This is a genomic window from Maridesulfovibrio pacificus (SeqCode) (assembly GCF_048612815.1).
In the GTDB taxonomy this organism is placed as follows: Bacteria; Desulfobacterota; Desulfovibrionia; order Desulfovibrionales; family Desulfovibrionaceae; genus Maridesulfovibrio; species Maridesulfovibrio pacificus.
In genome coordinates, this window is record NZ_JBLZNE010000001.1 from 1,312,722 (window position 1) to 1,330,423 (window position 17,702).

A 17,702-nucleotide genomic window follows, 5' to 3' on the forward strand; every position below is an offset into this window, starting at 1 on the left:
CTACTCCTTCCGTTGACCTTGCTCAAAAAGTTGCTCGATAACTTGATGAGCTTTTGCGAAATCGAACTTATCTATAAGACGAGCTAACTCGGCTGTCTTGGCCGGTGCAGCTTCCACCAGCAATGGCTTCAATTCATTGAAAAGAGCTTTAGCTTCCACATCGTGCTGCTGCAGAAGTTCAGCAATTTTCTCCAACTCAATACGTAGACTTTCGATCCTTTTGAAATCAACCGAAGTATCAATTGTCTGACCTGTATCGCTTTGCGGAAAAGCCTTCAGTACCCCCGCTGCGACTCGTCGGAGTTCAGCTTTGAATTCTCTGATTAGCGTTTCTTCAACATTCACTTCCTGTTGGGATAACGCCTCTATTTGCTGAAGAAAATCATGAAGATTATCGATTCCAAGGTTGCCGGATACTCCTTTCATGCTATGTGCCATAGCGCGAGCGTCCACGTAATCTCTTTGTGAAATCATTGTAAGCAATTTATCCTGTTTTGCTTTAACATTTGTTGCAAAGTCAACAAGTAGCCTTTCATACAATTTTGCGTTTCCACGTACTCGATGTAATCCTTGGTCAACGTTGATACCGGGAATACTCGGAAAGTCTACAACCTGAACATTTTGCGGCTGAGTCTTCTTGGGAGCCTCCCCGGAATGGGTATTCCTCGAAGGAAGCCACTTGGAAAGTGTTTCTATGAGAATGTCCGGATCAATAGGTTTTGTTATATGATCATTCATCCCCATAAACAGGCTCTTTTCCTTATCCCCAACTAATGCGTGTGCTGTCATGGCAATGACCGGAATATTTACAAGATGAAGTTGCTCGCGGATGATCTTGACAGCTTGAAAACCGTCCATTTCCGGCATTTGAATGTCCATGAGGATTGCGTCGAAGACCTCCTTCATTAGAGTTTCTACAGCCTCTTTCCCATTGTTAACAATATGAACTCTAATTCCAGCATCCTCCAATATTTCCTGCGCAACTTGTTGGTTAATCTGGTTGTCTTCAGCAAGAAGGACTTTTGCACCGATAATATTTTCAGGAATTTCATTAGGCGACGAAAATTCATTATGTATTTTAGACGAAATTTGCTCTCCGTAAAAAATTTCCATAATGGTATCGAATAAAATTGAACGGTTGAATGGCTTAAGCATAAATCCGTCCAATTCTGTTTGTTTAGCTTGAAAACGTACGTCTTCATAGCTGTAGGCTGTCAACATTATTACTTTCGGTTTGTGCTGTAACTCTTCACTTGTTTTAATCCTGCGAGTTAACTCAAGGCCATTAATATCCGGCACCTTCCAATCAGTAAGAACCAGTCGGAACGGACTATCGCTGTCATTCTCATGGAGTAGCCTTATTGCTTGTTTAGCATTTTCTGCGATTCGCACATCAAATGAAAATGATTTCATAATTTTTGCTACTACGCGTCTGGACGATTTACTGGGATCTACAATCAAAACTCGCATTCCCCGAATGTCATCCGGATAATTGTAAGAATTCTTATAATGATTAGATTGAAGAGCCAATGGAATTGTGAAACTGAAAGTACTTCCTTCGTTTATGACGCTTTCACACTCCAGAGACCCACCCATCAATTCGACCATTTTTTTGCTTATAACCAACCCGAGCCCAGAACCTCCAAATTTACGGGAAATAGAACCGTCAGCCTGACTAAACGGTTGAAATAATCTACCGATCTGGTCCTCAGAAATCCCTATGCCGGAATCCTTAATGGAAATCCTGATTACCGCTATTTTATCGATTTCTTCGACAAGATCGACGGTAACGAGGACTTCACCCTTTTCCGTAAACTTAATTGCATTCCCAATCAGATTAAGCAGAACCTGTCCCAAGCGTAGCGGATCTCCTACAAATAAGCTGGGTACGCTGCTTTTTACCATTAAAAGAAGTTCGATCCCCTTTTCTTCTGCTTTAATACTTAACATACTGGTCAAATTGTTCAGAACGTCATCGATATTAAAATCTATTAAGTCCACTTCCATCTGATTGGCTTCTATCTTCGAAAAATCAAGGATATCATTAATGATTCCCATCAAAGAGTTGGCGGCCATCGATATTTTATTAAGGTAGTCAGACTGCTTTGGGGAAAGATTTGTCTTAAGGGCCAAATGGGTTAAGCCGATAATGGCATTCATGGGGGTTCGTATCTCATGACTCATTTTCGCAAGGAAATCGCTTTTGGCTCTATTGGCGCCTTCTGCTTCATTCTTTGCCTGCCTTAAGTGTTTGCGCGCCAGCTCTCTGCTACGGACAAAGCGCGCACGAGTTACAGCCGCAAACAGAATTACTAAAAATAACGCAGCATAAATTCCGAGGTATTTTCTTAAAATGGAACTATTGTGCGCTTCAATTATGGAGTTCGGATAGATGTTGAGCAACTTCCACGAATGATAACCTGCCGCAGTCGTGCCGGAAGAATCACTGGTAGTCAGTATTGTAGAAAAAGTTAACTCACCTACCGGAGATGAAAATTGACCTCTTTGGGACGGAGAAATCTTAGCCCAAGCGTCCGGATAAGCCGAAGCAAATGAAATGTTCTTTTTGTCTTTATACATAAAAGTCCATTCCAGCTCTTTATCTGGAGCAATTAACCAGTACCCTTCTTTATTCAGCAACATAATTTCAGACTGAACAGACTCTGCCTGCCTGATATCATCCAGCAAATTTTGAGCAAGATAATTCAACAAAGCAATGCCAAGTCGTTTCCCCGTGTCACTATAGATGGGGGTTCCTATACGGATCATTGGTTTAAGCGGCTGTTCTATCACACCATTTTCGATATTAAGATCCAAAGGTGACGTATATATTTCTCCTTGTGCTAAGTTTAACGATTCCTTGAAATAGTAGCGATTGCTTTTATCTTGTAATTGACTCTGTGGAACGACTACTGGGTTACCATTATTGTAGTTGATGCGGACAAGTTCCATTCCATTATTATCAAGTAATCTGGCCTGATCGAACTTTTTACTTGCTTTGCATAAATTGAGTATTTCCGTTTCAAGTTGCTTTCGATTCTCCTGAGTTCTGCTTAACAAGAATTGTTTGGACTCAACGTAGTTGGCAAAAATTCTGAGTTCGATAAACACATCTTTGAGATCTAAGCCGGCTGTTCTGGAAACTATCTCGTTATGCATCTTTTCTTCAGCTCTACGAGTTTGGGTTACAGAACTCACTTCCTGCTGATACAGAACCAACAGCCCCCAGAACAAAAGCCCCGAAAACAGAATAGTTATGGCTAAAAAACTGCGCAAATCAATTGGAAACAAAAATTGTGTCTTTTTCATAAAATTCCCATGTAGGATAAAGTTCATTATAGTATAGCAGAGTAATTAACACAGTGCTATGATTCGGAATAAAATCGATACATTTTAAAAAACAAATAAGAATACCCTATATAAATAAGTAACATGCCCAAACACTGAGCTAAGAAATTCCATGGGGGAGAGATATGAATTCGCGCGAGAAACAAACAGTGTTGATTGTTGATGACGTACCGCAAAACTTAGATATTCTATATGAACTGCTTAAAGACCTTTACAAAGTAAAGGCTGCCTTAAACGGCTATGACGCTTTACGTATCATCTTTTCCAGCGACCCTCCGGACATTGTGTTGCTTGATGTAATGATGCCCGAAATGGACGGCTACGAAGTATGCAAAATAATGAAGGAAGATTTACGCAGCACCAATATTCCTGTGATCTTTGTGACAACTATGGGAGAGGAGCAAGATGAGACATATGGATTCGAAATTGGCGCCGTTGATTATATAACAAAACCAATTAACACTGCCATTGTTCTAGCAAGAGTAAAGACCCAGCTGGCTCTTTATAATCAAAGTTTGCACCTTGAAGAAATGGTTCAGGAAAGGACCAAAGAAATCTATGCAACCCGGCAGGATATTGTTCGCCGACTCGGAATTGCAGCACAATACAAAGACAACGAAACCGGAGCGCATATTATGCGCATGAGCATATATTGTCAGATTCTCGCTAGAAAAATAGGAATGAAGGAGTCTGAAGGAAACATACTGCTTAATGCCGCCCCCATGCACGATATAGGTAAAATCGGCATACCCGACCTCATTCTAACTAAGCCGGGCAAGCTTGATAAGGAAGAATGGGAAATTATGAAGACTCATACAACAATCGGTGGAACAATCCTTGGTAATCATGATTACGATTTAATGAATGTGGCAAAGCGGGTAGCTCTGTGCCACCATGAGAAATGGGACGGTTCAGGATATCCTGCCGGACTGCGGGGAGAGGCCATTCCGATAGAAGGAAGGATTGCGGCTGTGGCTGATGTCTTTGATGCCTTAACCTCAAAAAGACCGTATAAACCAGCCTGGACGGTGGAAGATTCGTATGACTATATTTTAAAAGAACGAGGAAAGCATTTCGACCCACAACTGGTAGATGCATTCAAAGATAGTTTAGATGCCATCCTTATCGTCAAGGAACGCTATTCAGAAGAAGATTAGTCTTCGGAGAAAAATAGAAAGCCGGACAACAACAATCAGTTCGTTACCAACTAATCGCCGATCATTTCGATCTAATAATTACGGACACCGACTTTACAAAATATAATGGAGATCCAAGACATAATCACGCACACTAGATTTTATTCATAGTTTGCTGGCATCTATTCACTATTAGGCTTACTATGAAATAAACATGTAATTTCCCATTCATTGAACATAAAACTCATGGAGTGCGTATGTCTATCATCACTATTTCAAGAGGGTCTTACAGTCGAGGAAAGGAAATCGCTGAGAAAGTGGCTGAGAAAATGCAGTATAAATGCATATCACGAGACATTCTTTTAGAATCGTCAAAAGAATTTGATATTCCTGAAGTTAAACTTGTCCGGGCACTCCACGACTCACCTTCGGTGCTTGAACGTTTTATGCACGGTAAAGAGAGATATCTTGCCCATATCCGCAACTCACTCTTGCAGCACGCTCAGAAGGACAACCTTGTTTATCATGGTTTGGCCGGACAATATTTTTTATTGGATATCCCGCATGTATTTAAAGTAAGAATTACCGCTGACATGGAAGACAGGGTCCGCGAAGAATGCAAAAGAGAAAACATTTGCGACGACGAAGCAAGATATATCTTACAAAAGGACGATGAAGAACGCAGAAAATGGGGACTTCAGATATATGGAATAGATACTTGGGATAGCAGACTTTATGATATGGTTATTCATATTGGAGCTCTGTCAGTTGATGATGCTGTAGAATTTATCTGCAATGCTGTTCAAAAAGAAGCATTTAAGACAACAGCTGAATCACAACAGATAATTGATGACATAGCCACTGCTGCACACGTAAGAGTTGAGCTTATTGGAATTGCACCGCATGCTAATATCGTATGTGATGACGGTCATATAACAGTACAGTTTTCAAAGCCGATAAGCAGCCTCAAAACAAAACTCGTTGATCAGGTTAAAAGCATTGCAAAGAATGTAGACGGAGTTAAGGACGTAACCATTTTGGGTGTTGCTGAAAGCTCCTACGGCAAGGTCAACCCTTTTCATAATATTGAATAGCCAATGTCCATAAAAAACACCCTCAAGCCGTTAACAGCTTGAGGGTGTTTTACTGTTTTATATAAAAGACTAAACCAACTCAGACTTCCTGAACTTCAAAGCCAACCCGGCAATCACCAGCAGCACCACATCCCGGATGATAGTCATCTGCATATCAGAAGCTGTGGAGACATCGGTGGAAAAGCAGCCGCAGGCAACGTCTATACCACGATAGAGATTAGCTGAAAGAGCTGCGATAAAAACAAACAGCATGGCCACCAAAATAGCTACTGCAGTATCTATAAACACACCGCAGACCAACATGGCTCCGCAAACGAATTCCAGCCACGGCAAGAAGAAAGCCACCGGGCCGATCATTATTTCCGGCAGGATCTGATAATTTTTAATGATCTCAGCGAAAGCAAGCGGATCAACAATCTTATCCAGACTGGCGACGATAAAAACGATCCCGAGAATTATGCGGGGTAATGATCTGAATTCCATTAGTTTGCCTCCAAATCCATTCCGGCTCCGATCCAGCCGTCTATGCCTTCAGTGTATACGCTCACATCCTTAAAACCATGCTCCACCAGTTTCTTGGCTACAATGAGGCTCTTACCGCAGGAAAGACCGTCACAATAAACAATGACAGGACGATCTGGGTCAACCAAAGCTACGAGCCCCGCCAATTCATCCCCTACTGCCCATGAAGGGATATTAACCGCTCCGGGGATATGGGCCATGGCGTATTCCATGTCGCTACGAGCATCTACAAAAGAATATTCTCCGGAAGAAAAATCCTTCACCAACGCATCAGTAGTTATTTCCAGAATTTCGGGCGGCTGCGGATGGCTTAACTCCGCAAATGTATATGGTTTGGGGCGTGCAGTATTAAACGCTACTGCCAGTCCGCCGGAAAGGACACATATTAATATTACTTTAACTAGAAATGCGGCAACTTTACCAAACTTCATTAGATTCGCCTGATTTTGAATTAATGATTATCCCGCAGGATTTCGTAAAAACAACTTTAAAAGATTGCCCCGATTCATTCAGGAATGCAAGTGCACCTCAAGAATTGAGCAATAAAAAAGGGTGTGTTCATGATGAACACACCCTTCTTTCAGCGAGACCGGACACCCGGGATAAACCGTTACCGCTGCTTCCTTTCGGACCTGACGGGGTTCACAGCGCACCCGCCATCCGGCCTCTCTGTCAAAAAACTTTTTCGTCGTTGCGACGAGATGAAATACCTATTGATTCCGGCTGAAACTGTCAAGCCTTATTACTGAAAATTCTAATTTATTTTTAAAATTACTTAAAAAATAGTTCGTTATGGCTATTACGAATTTTTAAAATTGAGCAACAACACTTTATCTCAGCCCTTGTTTCTGCTTAAATATACCTACTCAACCGCAATGAACAAATCCTAATCCCGGAGAATAATATGGACGCGAAAAACGTTAAAGACGTTGAAGGTATCAAAGTTCAACAGATCGGCTACAAAGGCGAAAACCATGAAGTGAAAGGCGTAACCATCCGCTGGCTATCCAAGTCCGGTCAGGATGAAAACGGACAGCCAGAATACGGCCTGCGTCACTTCACAGTTGAACCGGGGGGAGAAATTCCGGCTCATAACCATTTCTATCTTCAGACTGTATATGTGGAAAAAGGCCAGTTCGAATGCTTCGCTTACGACCCGGAAACAGATGAAGTGGTTGATAGCAAAATCTGCGGCCCCGGAGACTTCGTTTTTTCCGACTGCATGGAACCGCACGGCATGCGCAACATCAGCGACACCGAAGAAGCAACCTTCCTCTGCTGCATCGGCTGTGTTTACCAGAAATAATCTATCTCCCTCAAAAAAGAACTGATAAGAAGATGTTACGTTAGATCAGTTTAAATAAGAAAAGGCCCGCTCAGTATCAGGACGGGCCTTTTCTATTAAATGTCGGTGTTGATCCAAATTGCCGGTTTGAATCAGGAGTTAGAGTGTCAATTCTGGAAAACTGCTTGCCTTAATTATACATTATGATGCTTTTTTAGCAAGCTGAATTCTATAATTAATTATGTCATCTACGGTCAGCACGGGCAGGTCATGTTTCTGTCCGAATTCAACAATCTCCGGCAGTCTAGCCATAGTCCCGTCAGGATTAGTCAGCTCACATAGAACTCCACAGGGATTGAGGCCCGCAAGGGTCATCATGTCCACAGTGGCTTCGGTGTGCCCTTCTCTTTCCAGAACACCACCCTCTCGCGCACGCAAGGGGAAAACATGTCCGGGTCTGTGCAGATCAGCAGGCTGAGCGCCATCGGCAATAGCAGCCTTGACAGTGGTTACACGGTCAGCGGCGGAAACACCGGTGGTTACGCCCTCAGCGGCTTCGATAGTTACGGTGAATCCAGTCTGATACCGACTGGAGTTAGACTCAACCATCATGGGCAGGCCAAGCTGCCGGGTCTTTTCATCGGTCAGGCACAGGCAGACGATACCGCTGCATTCGCGGATCATCATAGCCATCTGCTCATCACTGAGCTTTTCCGCAGAAAAGATAAGATCGCCTTCATTCTCGCGACTTTCATTATCAGTAACAAGAATTCCACGACCTTCACGCAATGCCTGAAGACCTTTCTCTACCCTCTCAACAGGGGAACCATACTGGGATAACAGATTCTGATTCATGGTAAAACTCCATATTTCAGTTACCAGAATCAGGGCGATAGAATAGACAGCTATTCACAAAGGAACAGCGCGCAAGTGTAGGGAAGAACACTTGCGGTAAGACTGTCTCACTCTCTTTCATCCGGACTTTAACCGTCGGCTCCGGAGTCTCACCGGATCTGCTGACCCTTTTCACCGATTGAAAAGGCGCTCGCGGGCTGTCTTTAAATCTTAAAGAATCACCGCCGGTGGGGAATTTCACCCCGCCCTGAGAATTAAGATGACTTTTTTCTACTGAGAAACCTACCCCTTAGTCAAGGGTAAAAATAAAACCCCGCTCCAATTGGAACGGGGTTTTAAATTCTCTATGTCTGAAAGCTATTCTATTTGAAGCTGTCTTCAAAAAGCTTTTCAATAGCTTTTCTACCGTTATCCTCAAGAAAGCGGGTACCGGTAGCGGTAAAGTGACGATGGGTGATTTTAGGATCAGCACACGCAACCCATTTTTCTTTTTCCCAGCAGAACCAGCAGTTCTTATCCTGAGAAAAGACAAACAGAGGCTTGTTGCAGATTTTTGCGAACTCAGCACCCCAGCCGGTTCCGCCTTTTACGGTACCGTCTTCAAGGATATTACCGATGATGAAAATCTCATGGCCGCTGTTAACCTGCCAGCAGATGGATTGCAGGACTTTGCGGAAAATTGGAGCGCGGGTAAAGCTGCGGTTCATCAGCTTGGAGACATAAGTCAGGCTGACATCCTTGCTTTCAAGCTCTTTCTCAGTGAGAACACGCAGACCACGCTGACGAGCGTTCTGGTGACCTTCAAAACTGTAGTTAACTTCCTGCAGGCCGTACTTTTCAGCATTCACTCCGAACTCGCTTTCTGTGCCGGAAGCACCGCCACTATATAAAATGAACTCTTTAGGATTACTCATTTCTTCCTCCAGTGTTGGCTTGTCTAGATTCGTGAAAACGACTGATACATAAAAATGTTCAAGTCCACAATCAGGATTTTCGGTTGAACTACAATTTGCACCTAACTCGTTGCATACGATAAAATTTAGAACTTATCTACATAAAACAATGATTTTCACGGATTAAGAATTTCTAATCTTACTTAAAAGCAATAATTTTACTTAAAATTGATGTAGAGAAAGAAATTTACTTTTAGGTCATGTTTAAACAATATAATTCTGCAATTTTCAATTTAGTATAGAAGTAAATGCATTAAATCTTAATGTATAAACATAAAACATAACCTTGTTACAAAAATCACAGACTCCAAACAAACTATTATACACCTACAAAAACAGTACAAAAATTACGGTCATCACATATGTCCTATCACGTGATTTTTTTTCTCAGCAATGTGGTCTGGACAAAGAGTAAAAATAGTGTATTATGCGCTTGTTGATTCGGGCTGGAAAATCTCAAGACGAACGTAGCTACGGCTAAACCGTATAGGAGGTTTTTATGAACAAACACAGCACTATAGAAGAGACTCCAGAAGCTTTGAAAAAATTGGAAAAGAACAACCCTCAAAAGTATCGTTCTGTAAGCAAGCACATTGCTGCCATGGTCAAATCGCTGGATGAACAGGAAAAAAGCAGCTCTTCCAACCCTAAAACGGAAGACGATCAGGACTAAGTCCTGCACCTCAATCTCTGACTCTATCTCTTAATTAAGTTGTCAACAAATCCGCAAACACACTAAAGCGTCTGACTAGTTTGAATCAAGCCAGGCGGAAATGCTGTTGACAAAATCGCCGGATAAGCAATCGATCCAATCTTGGTCTGTCCCCATTCCTTCCACACTGGAAGGGGTATCATCAATCATGATAATTTGATGGGGGGCAGACTGGAATCCGGTCAACATTACCGGCACCACCTTCTTCCAGTCTGCGCTGACTCCCCTGAAGCCGAAAAAAGTCGGCAGACCGTCAGCAAAAGCAGACGCAAGCCTTTCTGGGAATAGACATTCGTCAGGATGATCTATGGTCAGGATGACAAATTTAAAAAGCCCCGCAGACACATTCATGCGGGGCATTTTTTTTGCCCCGTATCCTCTGAACCAGACCCCTATGCGACCGGGATCAACTTTCGGGTGACTGCGCAACTCTGCGCAAGCCTTTCTCAAACTTACACCGTCAAGGCTGTCTAACCGCATCACGACCACATCACGCCCGCAAAGATGCCTAGCCACTTCATTAAATTGCTCACTAGGAATATCTATACCGAAGCTGCCGAGCACGACAGCAGGAAACTTACCTTCAGCAGCCGGGACAAAAAGACTTTGCATTCCTGCCTCATTACCGGATGAAACTGCATCTACGCGTCCTTTTACTGGATATTCAGCTGCCCCACCTTCCGGCAGCCACATGAACCTGTGAATCCAATGCTCATCTCCGGGCAAAAAAACCACTGAACCTTGAACAGGCTCATCCTCATTAAATGAAGGACCATAAGTGTATATAAAGTCTCCGCGCTCATATTTTTTGAGCTTTCGGATCAATCCACTCTTGCGATCATGCAAAATCAGCCGCCCATGCTCTGCGCGAGCATCAATAACAACAACCTGCCGTCCGGTAGAAGTTTCGTAGTGTCCGCGGAAATCATCCTCATTAAACGAATAAGCGGCTAAAGCCGAAAGAGACCGGGCCTCAGACCCACGTTTGAGCACCATGGTTGAGTTACCCACTGTAATCCCCTTACCCTGCCGCAAAATCACAGCATCAGGATTCTCAGAAGTTCCGGTTTCAATATGAGGATATGATTTTCGGGTACTAGGAACGGGTTCCGACACAGGCTTCGGTGCCGACTTTGGAGCGGGCTTATGATCTGAAGGAACAGTTTTGCGCTCTGCCCGCTCAACTTTTCTTTCTGAAGCATGCCCCTTAGACTGATCAGTGCGAATGTTTTCCTTAAATTGATCAGGCTTAGCTTTAACCTTTTTCTTAAGCACCGGCTCCACTCTCTGAACCGGCTCATGCACAGCAACCGCCTTCTTCTCAACAAGAGAAACAAGCTCAATACCAAAACCATTGCTAACCTGATCGTGAGTCAACTCTACAAAATCAAACACAAAAATCACGATAAGAATATGCATTGAAATAGAAAGCAAAGCGGCAAGGTATCGCAAATCTCCTCCAGAGGCTTAAAACAACTTTATTCCTGAATAATTATTTTTTCAACACCTTAAGCATTTTTTTATTTTATTCCAAGATGATACAAATTGATTCCTTCTATTACTGAATAGTCAACCAAAGGATATTAAAACAATAATTTAAATTTATGGTTGACACTTCCGGGGATTCCACATAGACCTCTCTTCACTTGAGTCGGGATGTAGCGCAGCCTGGGAGCGCACTTGAATGGGGTTCAAGGGGTCGGAGGTTCAAATCCTCTCATCCCGACCACAAGAAGGAACCCCGAAAGGCCACTGAGAAATCAGTGGCTTTTTTCTTTTGCATCAGCAAAACAAAAAGCCGTGGACGAATCCACGGCTTTTTTGCGTTTAAATATACCGCCCTAACTTATTCAGGCACAGCTACCTTACGCACGGTAATCTGGTAATTTTCGGGAATACCGTCCCCTGCATGGTTGAACATAGGATCAAGCACAAGATATGCTTCCTGCTCACCATCCGCACACTGCTTGATCATCATATCCTTCGGTTCAATCTCAACTTCAGTATGAAAAGTCACAATCCTGCGCATGGAGACAACCGCTTTCAATCCTTCGATACGTTTTCCGTCCGCCTTAACAAGAACCACATCATCTTTAGCCATTCCGGGTAAAATCACTATATTTTCCTCATTTTTGATAAGTATAAGAACCGCGCTATCATAGACTTGTGGGGTGGAATGTCAAATTGCTCTCACCACCAAGCAACGCCAATACAACAATCCTTTGCTCAAAAGACTTCTTCATAATATAATTAAGTATTGCCCTTTAATCAGGCACACCACAAACAAGGAGAAAGCCATGACCCCCAGAGCATTACTTCCCTTATTGATCCTGATCGCAACCATACTTAGTACAGGCTGCGGAACAGCCTACAAAGCAGCGCTGGACGAACGCAGCCTGAGCCAACAAACTGCCGATGCAAAAATTTCTGCCGCCATAATGAAAGCCTATCTGGATGACGACGATGTATCGGTAATGGGCATTGAGCCCTACACCTTCGTAGGGCGTGTGTATCTGGTCGGCGAATATGAGAACTACGCCCAAAGATCAAAGGCCATATCCATCGCCAGAAGCGTTGAAGGCGTTACAGATATCACCACCTACCTGCTGCCCAAAAAGGAAGACCCAACCTGCGACACAACTGAAAACCTTTCGATTTTAGCAGCAGTAAAATCAGCATTAATCGGAGACGGAGACATCTGGTCTACTAATATTGAAGTAAAAGTAGTGCAATGCCAGGTGGTATTACTGGGACTGGTAAAGACTCAAGCCGAAATCGACAAATCAATAGCTCATGCCAAGGCAGTGGAAGGAGTACGCAAGGTAAAATCATATCTGCGTATTTCGAATAAGCCCTAAAAAGCCTACCTACAGCTCTTTCAGACACAGAAAAAGCCCCTTGCAACATCGTTGCAAGGGGCTTTGTAAATTCAAGCTGGCGGAGAGGAGAGGATTTGAACCTCCGATAGCGTTAACTATACACGCTTTCCAGGCGTGCTCCTTAAGCCGGACTCGGACACCTCTCCGCTTGGGTGAAAAAGGATTTAGCTAAATCAGACTTGCTTGGCAAGCACTTTTTTCAGTTATTTTGAATTAAACTTAAATTTCGCTGATTTATTAATTATCAAACAAAAAACATATATCTGCACCACTTAAAAAAGCCCCTCGCAACATCGCTGCAAGGGGCTTTGTAAATTCAAGCTGGCGGAGAGGAGAGGATTTGAACCTCCGATAGCGTTAACTATACACGCTTTCCAGGCGTGCTCCTTAAGCCGGACTCGGACACCTCTCCGCTTGGGAGAGATGTGTTTAGCTAAATCAGAACTCCTTGGCAAGCACTTTTTTCAATTATTTGAAATTAAATCAAAATTTTAATTGGTTATAAATAATCCAGCTTATTTTCAGACTTTTTCACGAAGCAGAATCCCCTACTTCTCTCTACAACAACCCCGGCAATCAACAGAAAAACGCCGCACTGTGGAATTATCCTCCACAATAAGTTAACATACTCCTAAACTCATAGGAGTATGCAATGAAACATATCAGTAAAATATTATTCCTACTTATCGCCATTTTCTTATTTTCAGCATCCACCCTATTCGCAACAGACATGTCCCAAGGTCTTCAATGTCCACCAGGCTGGAATGACAACAGAGCCGCAAGAGGTAACGACCTTATAAAACAATGCATCTCCCCTGCTCAGGATGCTGCCATTGAGCTATACGCAGCCCCCGGACAAGAAGTCCCTCTTGGCGCTCTTCTTGATATGTGGGCTAAAGAAATGACCCAGAGCGGACTCCCCTTCCAGAACAGAGTCTCCGAGGTCCCCGGTCAGGTTTCCGGCTATCCTGCTGTAACCCGCACATATTCCGGCCAGACCCGTGACGGCAACCAATTCGATTCGCACCTAGTCGCTTCCAGATATAATGGAGTAAATTATGTTTTTCAGGGATTTGCACTAAAAGGCCACAGTCAGGCATGGCATCAGCTCAGGCATTCCATGAACACATGGTACTATCCCGGCACAGGTCAGCAAAGCTACAATTATCAGCAAGGCGGACTCCCGCTGGGAGCAGGAAATTCTGGCAATACTCCCTATGGAAACCAGCAGGCAAGCTCAAACAACGATCCTTACGCAAACACACCTTACAGCACTCAGCAGCATACAAGCGGAAAGTCTCTACCCACAATATCCGGGACATTCATAACAGACCAGAAAGATTACTGGAGTGGCCAGTACTACTACCGCATCTACCGTTTCAATGGTGATGGCACACTGACAACCGGAACCAAAAATGCAGCCAACGGCAACGTTCAGATGGACAAAAAAAATAAACGCTACAAAATTTCAAAATCAGGAAATAATATTGTTTTAAGCAGCGGTGGATCCTGCACAGACGACTATGTAACCGACACCGAGAACAATCAAATCAGAAGATTCAAAAGTGGATGTTACAGCCCCGGCGGGAAAGCAATGTACTTCAAAAAAATACCGGATAATTCTTTAAGCATGGGCCAATCCGGCACTTCTGCCAGACCGTATCCGAAAATAGCAGGAACCTTCATCGCCGACAAAAAAGATTACTGGGGCGGCAGCTATCATTACCGCATGTACCTGTTCAATGGAGATGGAACCTTCACTTCAGGCGAGAAGAACGCAGCTTCTGGGAAAGTTAAAATGAGCGGAGGACCAAGACGGTATAAAGTAAAAAAATCAGGAAAAAGCTATGTTGTTACCAGTGGCGGATCTTGTACGGAAGGATTCGTGACAGATCTTGATCGCAATATGATTATTCGATTTAAGAGTGGATGCTATACTTCAGGCGGAAAGGCCATGTATTTTGATCTGGTGCAGTAAGGGATTAGGTAAACACACGAAAAAAGTCCCTTGCAACATAGTTGCAAGGGACTTTCTTATATCCATAACTTTATAGCCCTCAATCCAAACCTACCTACCAAACACCTGATTTAATCCATATTAAATCTTTTATATTACAAACCATTATGTTTTCGCGAACAAACACTAGGAAACAATATTACGCATTGCCTATGGAGCAAACACCGAAAACATGTTATAGAAAAAATAATCATATTTATTAACTTAGTCCGGGAGGTCAAAATGGCTAAATTCATCGACACCCACTGTCATTTGTTTAATCTCGTGGATGTTCCGTTATACGAGACTCTTGACGGAAAAATTGAAATGAATACGGTGATCAAGCTTCTTGGAGCAATTTCCGCAAGCAGCGCTTTGCTTACAGGATTCTTGCAACACAAAATACAAGACTATAAAGAATTCATACAGTTCTTCGAACGACCACAGGAAGAGAATATTCGAGCTTTAGCCGATGAAATCCTCAAATCAACCAAGGCCGGACAGATAATCCTCACCCCGCTGGTCATGGACTTCGATTGCACAAGGCACCCTTGCGGAGAGAAAAATAATCTTTGCTTCCAACGCAGCTGTCCACTTGACCAGCCTCGCCAGACAAACGTCTCATACGACCCCACCGCAGCAGGCCAGTACTACAGACTTCAAAAATCGATTAAATCAGCTCACGCCAACAATCCAGGGTGGAATCAAAAAGTAAAAATCCTTCCATTCTTAGGTTTTGACCTGCGCAAACTGACTTCCCAATCAAATAAAGCATTCAGCCAATTGCAAGCCCTATGGAACTCTGTCGGAACCACAAAAGATGAAAGAGGAAACGGGTTCAACAGCATTACCAGTGGCAAGGCCTTGGGCATTAAGCTTTACCCACCTATAGGATTTAACCCGTATCCTGAGCAAAGGAGCGCCTTAACCCCTTACAAAGAATTTTATGAATGGTGTATTAAGGAACAAATCCCAATCACTGTACATTGCCAAACCGGATCATTCAGCACCACAAAGAAAAAAAGAACCATCAAGAAAAACACTCATGCTTCCAACTGGTACAGACTCTTTCAGGATTGGGATTCAGGAAGAATTAACTCCAGTTATGATATAAACGATTTGAGGATTAACTTTGCCCATTTCGGCGGCGAAAACGGCCTTGAAGATATGATTGACTACTGGCGTGCCAACAACATCGACCAAGACTCTTGGACCTACATTCTGGTCAAGCTTTTACAAAATTACGACAACACCTACGCAGATTTATCCGCTTTCGACTGGGCTGATTCCGGCGATTCCAAAAACTTTGCCACGCTATTAAAAATGGATCGCAACGGCAAACTTCCAGCCACAAAACCGGGCAAAACACCATACAAATTAACTGATAAACTTCTTTGGGGCTCTGACGTACCTATGGTTGTCAGCGATAAGTCATACAAAAAGGACAAAAGACATAACGGCAAAAGCGGATACGAGCACCTCTTGAACAACTTCCAGAACGCTGTTCAAGACGGTCAGTTAATTCAAAATATGACGGAATTTAATCCGGAGAAGTTTTTACTGTCCTGAGACATAACACACGCCCAACACAACACGAAAAAGCCCCCCTCACACATAGTTGCAGGGAAACAAGGAGATCGGAATGAAATTTAGCAAACAACTTATACTTGCAGCATGTATATGTGCTGCAATCATGTTACTATCTGCATGCCCCCGACAAGACACTGATATTCAGGTCAAACAATCAACATACAGATTCCCCATTCCAGCCAAAGGAATATGCTACGAAGCCTTTGGACCTGGCTACAATCCCTCAACAGCAAACCTTTCCGCCATATATTTTGGGAGTGATATTGCACGAAGCCAGACAGAGGCATTATGGGGTAACCAGACCCTTTTAACAAACGGCACCAATGACATGTGCCGTAATGACCTTCTAACAATACAAAATATACTTGAAGCAAACTTAGTACGCCTGTACGACTGGGACCCTAGAAATGACCACAGCCAATTTCTGAACTATTGCAACGCGTTGGGATTAAAAGCTGTTGTTCCTATATCCAACTGGCTGGCAACACAGAATGCAACTGTCTGGCAGGCACAACTTCCTAACTACTTCTCGTCTAAAAACTTCGGCAACGCGAATGGAACTAACTGGCATCCTGCCATCGCTGGCGTAGTCATCACAAATGAACCACTTATAAACAACGTTAACTATGACAATGTAATAGCTTTAGTTGGAGCATTTTTGAAAATGGCAAAACAAAAAGGCTTCTCCCAAGACGTTCTTGTCGGTGTCCCGGTTGCTTTCACCAAGGCAGGACCTCCATATGGTCCACAACAAACATTAATGCCGTGCTGGAATCAATTCGACAGACTTCTTAACAATCCACAGACAAAACCATTTAAAAATCAACTGATGCTTTGCGCGAACACATATAATGGAGCTGATTATCTGTACAAAAACGCTGAGGCGACACAGCAAGGCTGGGTCCCGCTGACTTATAATCAATTCAATACTCCAATTTTGTTTACTGAAATAGGTAGAAGTAGAATGAACGGCGGAAGCAACTTCATATATAATCAGCTTACTTCAACTATTAAATATCAAACAAAACATCCGGAGCAAATTCTCGGGCCATGCTTATTTATGTTTTCAGATAAAGTATGGAAAGAAGGTACTAGCGAAGGCAGCTTTGGGGTTTATTCTCACGGATCAATCAAATATCAAATACCAACCATCCAAAAAGATTACTCCTATTGGCCCGGACCTCCATGTAAAAAATATGGAACTCTAACAATCGACAAACTAATTAGAACCAGCATCTATAGTCAGGTTACCATGGCCTACACATATAATTAACTCCAATCTCTAGTCCACTACCCACTAGGGTATACATTTACAACATCCCAAACATACAC

15 protein-coding genes, 3 tRNA genes, 1 other RNA gene and 1 riboswitch are annotated in these 17,702 nt (G+C 43.1%); of the genes, 9 read left to right on the plus strand and 10 right to left on the minus strand.

Features of this window, described 5'->3' with window-relative positions:
* A complete protein-coding gene (locus ACNI23_RS06160; RefSeq protein ID WP_420247331.1) occupies nt 1-3,309 on the minus strand; it encodes a response regulator in 3,309 nt (1,102 codons plus the stop codon).
* Nucleotides 3,310-3,473: 164 nt separating this feature from the next.
* On the opposite strand from ACNI23_RS06160, the gene ACNI23_RS06165 reads away from it, so the two are divergent.
* Together ACNI23_RS06165 and ACNI23_RS06170 are read left to right on the plus strand one after the other, a co-directional pair.
* A complete protein-coding gene (locus ACNI23_RS06165) occupies nt 3,474-4,505 on the plus strand; it encodes an HD domain-containing phosphohydrolase (protein ID WP_420247332.1) in 1,032 nt (343 codons plus the stop codon).
* 236 nt (nt 4,506-4,741) lie between these two features.
* Nucleotides 4,742-5,578, plus strand: coding sequence for a cytidylate kinase-like family protein (locus ACNI23_RS06170; RefSeq protein WP_420247333.1), 837 nt, complete (start codon nt 4,742-4,744; stop codon nt 5,576-5,578).
* Between the two features lie 69 nt (nt 5,579-5,647).
* Here the strand turns inward: ACNI23_RS06170 and ACNI23_RS06175 are convergent, their stop codons facing one another.
* The 3 genes from ACNI23_RS06175 to ffs form a co-directional block, all read right to left on the minus strand.
* Nucleotides 5,648-6,061, minus strand: a complete 414-nt coding sequence (locus ACNI23_RS06175; RefSeq protein ID WP_420247334.1) for a MauE/DoxX family redox-associated membrane protein — start codon at nt 6,059-6,061, stop codon at nt 5,648-5,650.
* Nucleotides 6,061-6,531, minus strand: coding sequence for a rhodanese-like domain-containing protein (locus tag ACNI23_RS06180; protein WP_420247335.1), 471 nt, complete (start codon nt 6,529-6,531; stop codon nt 6,061-6,063). The genes ACNI23_RS06175 and ACNI23_RS06180 overlap by 1 nt, the downstream gene beginning before the upstream one ends.
* A gap of 146 nt (nt 6,532-6,677) precedes the next feature.
* Nucleotides 6,678-6,773, minus strand: an RNA gene (gene ffs / locus ACNI23_RS06185) — signal recognition particle sRNA small type.
* 231 nt (nt 6,774-7,004) lie between these two features.
* Here ffs and ACNI23_RS06190 point away from each other — a divergent pair.
* A complete protein-coding gene (locus ACNI23_RS06190; RefSeq protein WP_420247336.1) occupies nt 7,005-7,406 on the plus strand; it encodes a cupin domain-containing protein in 402 nt (133 codons plus the stop codon).
* Nucleotides 7,407-7,586: 180 nt separating this feature from the next.
* On the opposite strand, the gene ribB is transcribed toward ACNI23_RS06190, so the two are convergent.
* Together ribB and ACNI23_RS06200 are read right to left on the minus strand one after the other, a co-directional pair.
* Nucleotides 7,587-8,240: a 3,4-dihydroxy-2-butanone-4-phosphate synthase gene (gene ribB, locus ACNI23_RS06195; RefSeq protein ID WP_420247337.1), complete on the minus strand. Its 654-nt coding sequence runs from the start codon at nt 8,238-8,240 to the stop codon at nt 7,587-7,589.
* 105 nt (nt 8,241-8,345) lie between these two features.
* A riboswitch (FMN riboswitch) is annotated at nt 8,346-8,499 on the minus strand.
* A 103-nt stretch (nt 8,500-8,602) separates the two neighbouring features.
* Complete coding sequence (locus ACNI23_RS06200; RefSeq protein ID WP_420247338.1) at nt 8,603-9,154, minus strand: hypothetical protein; 552 nt, start codon at nt 9,152-9,154, stop codon at nt 8,603-8,605.
* Nucleotides 9,155-9,692: 538 nt separating this feature from the next.
* On the opposite strand from ACNI23_RS06200, the gene ACNI23_RS06205 reads away from it, so the two are divergent.
* Entirely contained in the window at nt 9,693-9,866 is a 174-nt protein-coding gene (locus ACNI23_RS06205; RefSeq protein ID WP_420247339.1) for a hypothetical protein, read from the plus strand.
* 75 nt (nt 9,867-9,941) lie between these two features.
* Here the strand turns inward: ACNI23_RS06205 and ACNI23_RS06210 are convergent, their stop codons facing one another.
* Nucleotides 9,942-11,357, minus strand: a complete 1,416-nt coding sequence (locus ACNI23_RS06210; protein WP_420247340.1) for a dienelactone hydrolase family protein — start codon at nt 11,355-11,357, stop codon at nt 9,942-9,944.
* Between the two features lie 200 nt (nt 11,358-11,557).
* On the opposite strand from ACNI23_RS06210, the gene ACNI23_RS06215 reads away from it, so the two are divergent.
* Nucleotides 11,558-11,634: transfer RNA gene (locus ACNI23_RS06215), tRNA-Pro, on the plus strand.
* Nucleotides 11,635-11,751: 117 nt separating this feature from the next.
* On the opposite strand, the gene ACNI23_RS06220 is transcribed toward ACNI23_RS06215, so the two are convergent.
* Nucleotides 11,752-12,021: a hypothetical protein gene (locus ACNI23_RS06220; protein WP_420247341.1), complete on the minus strand. Its 270-nt coding sequence runs from the start codon at nt 12,019-12,021 to the stop codon at nt 11,752-11,754.
* 181 nt (nt 12,022-12,202) lie between these two features.
* Between ACNI23_RS06220 and ACNI23_RS06225 the strand changes: the two genes are divergently transcribed.
* A complete protein-coding gene (locus ACNI23_RS06225; protein ID WP_420247342.1) occupies nt 12,203-12,763 on the plus strand; it encodes a BON domain-containing protein in 561 nt (186 codons plus the stop codon).
* 77 nt (nt 12,764-12,840) lie between these two features.
* Here ACNI23_RS06225 and ACNI23_RS06230 read toward each other — a convergent pair.
* A tRNA-Ser gene (locus ACNI23_RS06230) sits at nt 12,841-12,930 on the minus strand.
* A 176-nt stretch (nt 12,931-13,106) separates the two neighbouring features.
* Nucleotides 13,107-13,196, minus strand: a tRNA-Ser gene (locus ACNI23_RS06235).
* 240 nt (nt 13,197-13,436) lie between these two features.
* Between ACNI23_RS06235 and ACNI23_RS06240 the strand changes: the two genes are divergently transcribed.
* The 3 genes from ACNI23_RS06240 to ACNI23_RS06250 all read left to right on the plus strand — a co-directional run bounded on the left by ACNI23_RS06240 (nt 13,437) and on the right by ACNI23_RS06250 (nt 17,643).
* Entirely contained in the window at nt 13,437-14,762 is a 1,326-nt protein-coding gene (locus ACNI23_RS06240) for a hypothetical protein (protein ID WP_420247343.1), read from the plus strand.
* Between the two features lie 261 nt (nt 14,763-15,023).
* On the plus strand, nt 15,024-16,349 hold the full coding sequence (locus ACNI23_RS06245) for an amidohydrolase family protein (RefSeq protein WP_420247344.1): 1,326 nt from the start codon (nt 15,024-15,026) through the stop codon (nt 16,347-16,349).
* Between the two features lie 73 nt (nt 16,350-16,422).
* Nucleotides 16,423-17,643, plus strand: coding sequence for a hypothetical protein (locus ACNI23_RS06250; RefSeq protein WP_420247345.1), 1,221 nt, complete (start codon nt 16,423-16,425; stop codon nt 17,641-17,643).
* Nucleotides 17,644-17,702: the final 59 nt, after the last annotated feature.

What these genes read in the sequence shown, in the direction of transcription:
- ACNI23_RS06225 (WP_420247342.1), top strand. Translation starts at nt 12,203, where the DNA reads ATGACCCCCAGAGCATTACTTCCCTTATTGATCCTGATCGCAACCATA.
- ACNI23_RS06200 (WP_420247338.1), bottom strand. Translation starts at nt 9,154, where the DNA reads ATGAGTAATCCTAAAGAGTTCATTTTATATAGTGGCGGTGCTTCCGGC.
- ACNI23_RS06170 (WP_420247333.1), top strand. Translation starts at nt 4,742, where the DNA reads ATGTCTATCATCACTATTTCAAGAGGGTCTTACAGTCGAGGAAAGGAA.
- ACNI23_RS06245 (WP_420247344.1), top strand. Translation starts at nt 15,024, where the DNA reads ATGGCTAAATTCATCGACACCCACTGTCATTTGTTTAATCTCGTGGAT.
- ACNI23_RS06190 (WP_420247336.1), top strand. Translation starts at nt 7,005, where the DNA reads ATGGACGCGAAAAACGTTAAAGACGTTGAAGGTATCAAAGTTCAACAG.
- ACNI23_RS06205 (WP_420247339.1), top strand. Translation starts at nt 9,693, where the DNA reads ATGAACAAACACAGCACTATAGAAGAGACTCCAGAAGCTTTGAAAAAA.
- ACNI23_RS06240 (WP_420247343.1), top strand. Translation starts at nt 13,437, where the DNA reads ATGAAACATATCAGTAAAATATTATTCCTACTTATCGCCATTTTCTTA.
- ACNI23_RS06180 (WP_420247335.1), bottom strand. Translation starts at nt 6,531, where the DNA reads ATGAAGTTTGGTAAAGTTGCCGCATTTCTAGTTAAAGTAATATTAATA.
- ribB (WP_420247337.1), bottom strand. Translation starts at nt 8,240, where the DNA reads ATGAATCAGAATCTGTTATCCCAGTATGGTTCCCCTGTTGAGAGGGTA.
- ACNI23_RS06165 (WP_420247332.1), top strand. Translation starts at nt 3,474, where the DNA reads ATGAATTCGCGCGAGAAACAAACAGTGTTGATTGTTGATGACGTACCG.
- ACNI23_RS06250 (WP_420247345.1), top strand. Translation starts at nt 16,423, where the DNA reads ATGAAATTTAGCAAACAACTTATACTTGCAGCATGTATATGTGCTGCA.
- ACNI23_RS06160 (WP_420247331.1), bottom strand. Translation starts at nt 3,309, where the DNA reads ATGAAAAAGACACAATTTTTGTTTCCAATTGATTTGCGCAGTTTTTTA.
- ACNI23_RS06175 (WP_420247334.1), bottom strand. Translation starts at nt 6,061, where the DNA reads ATGGAATTCAGATCATTACCCCGCATAATTCTCGGGATCGTTTTTATC.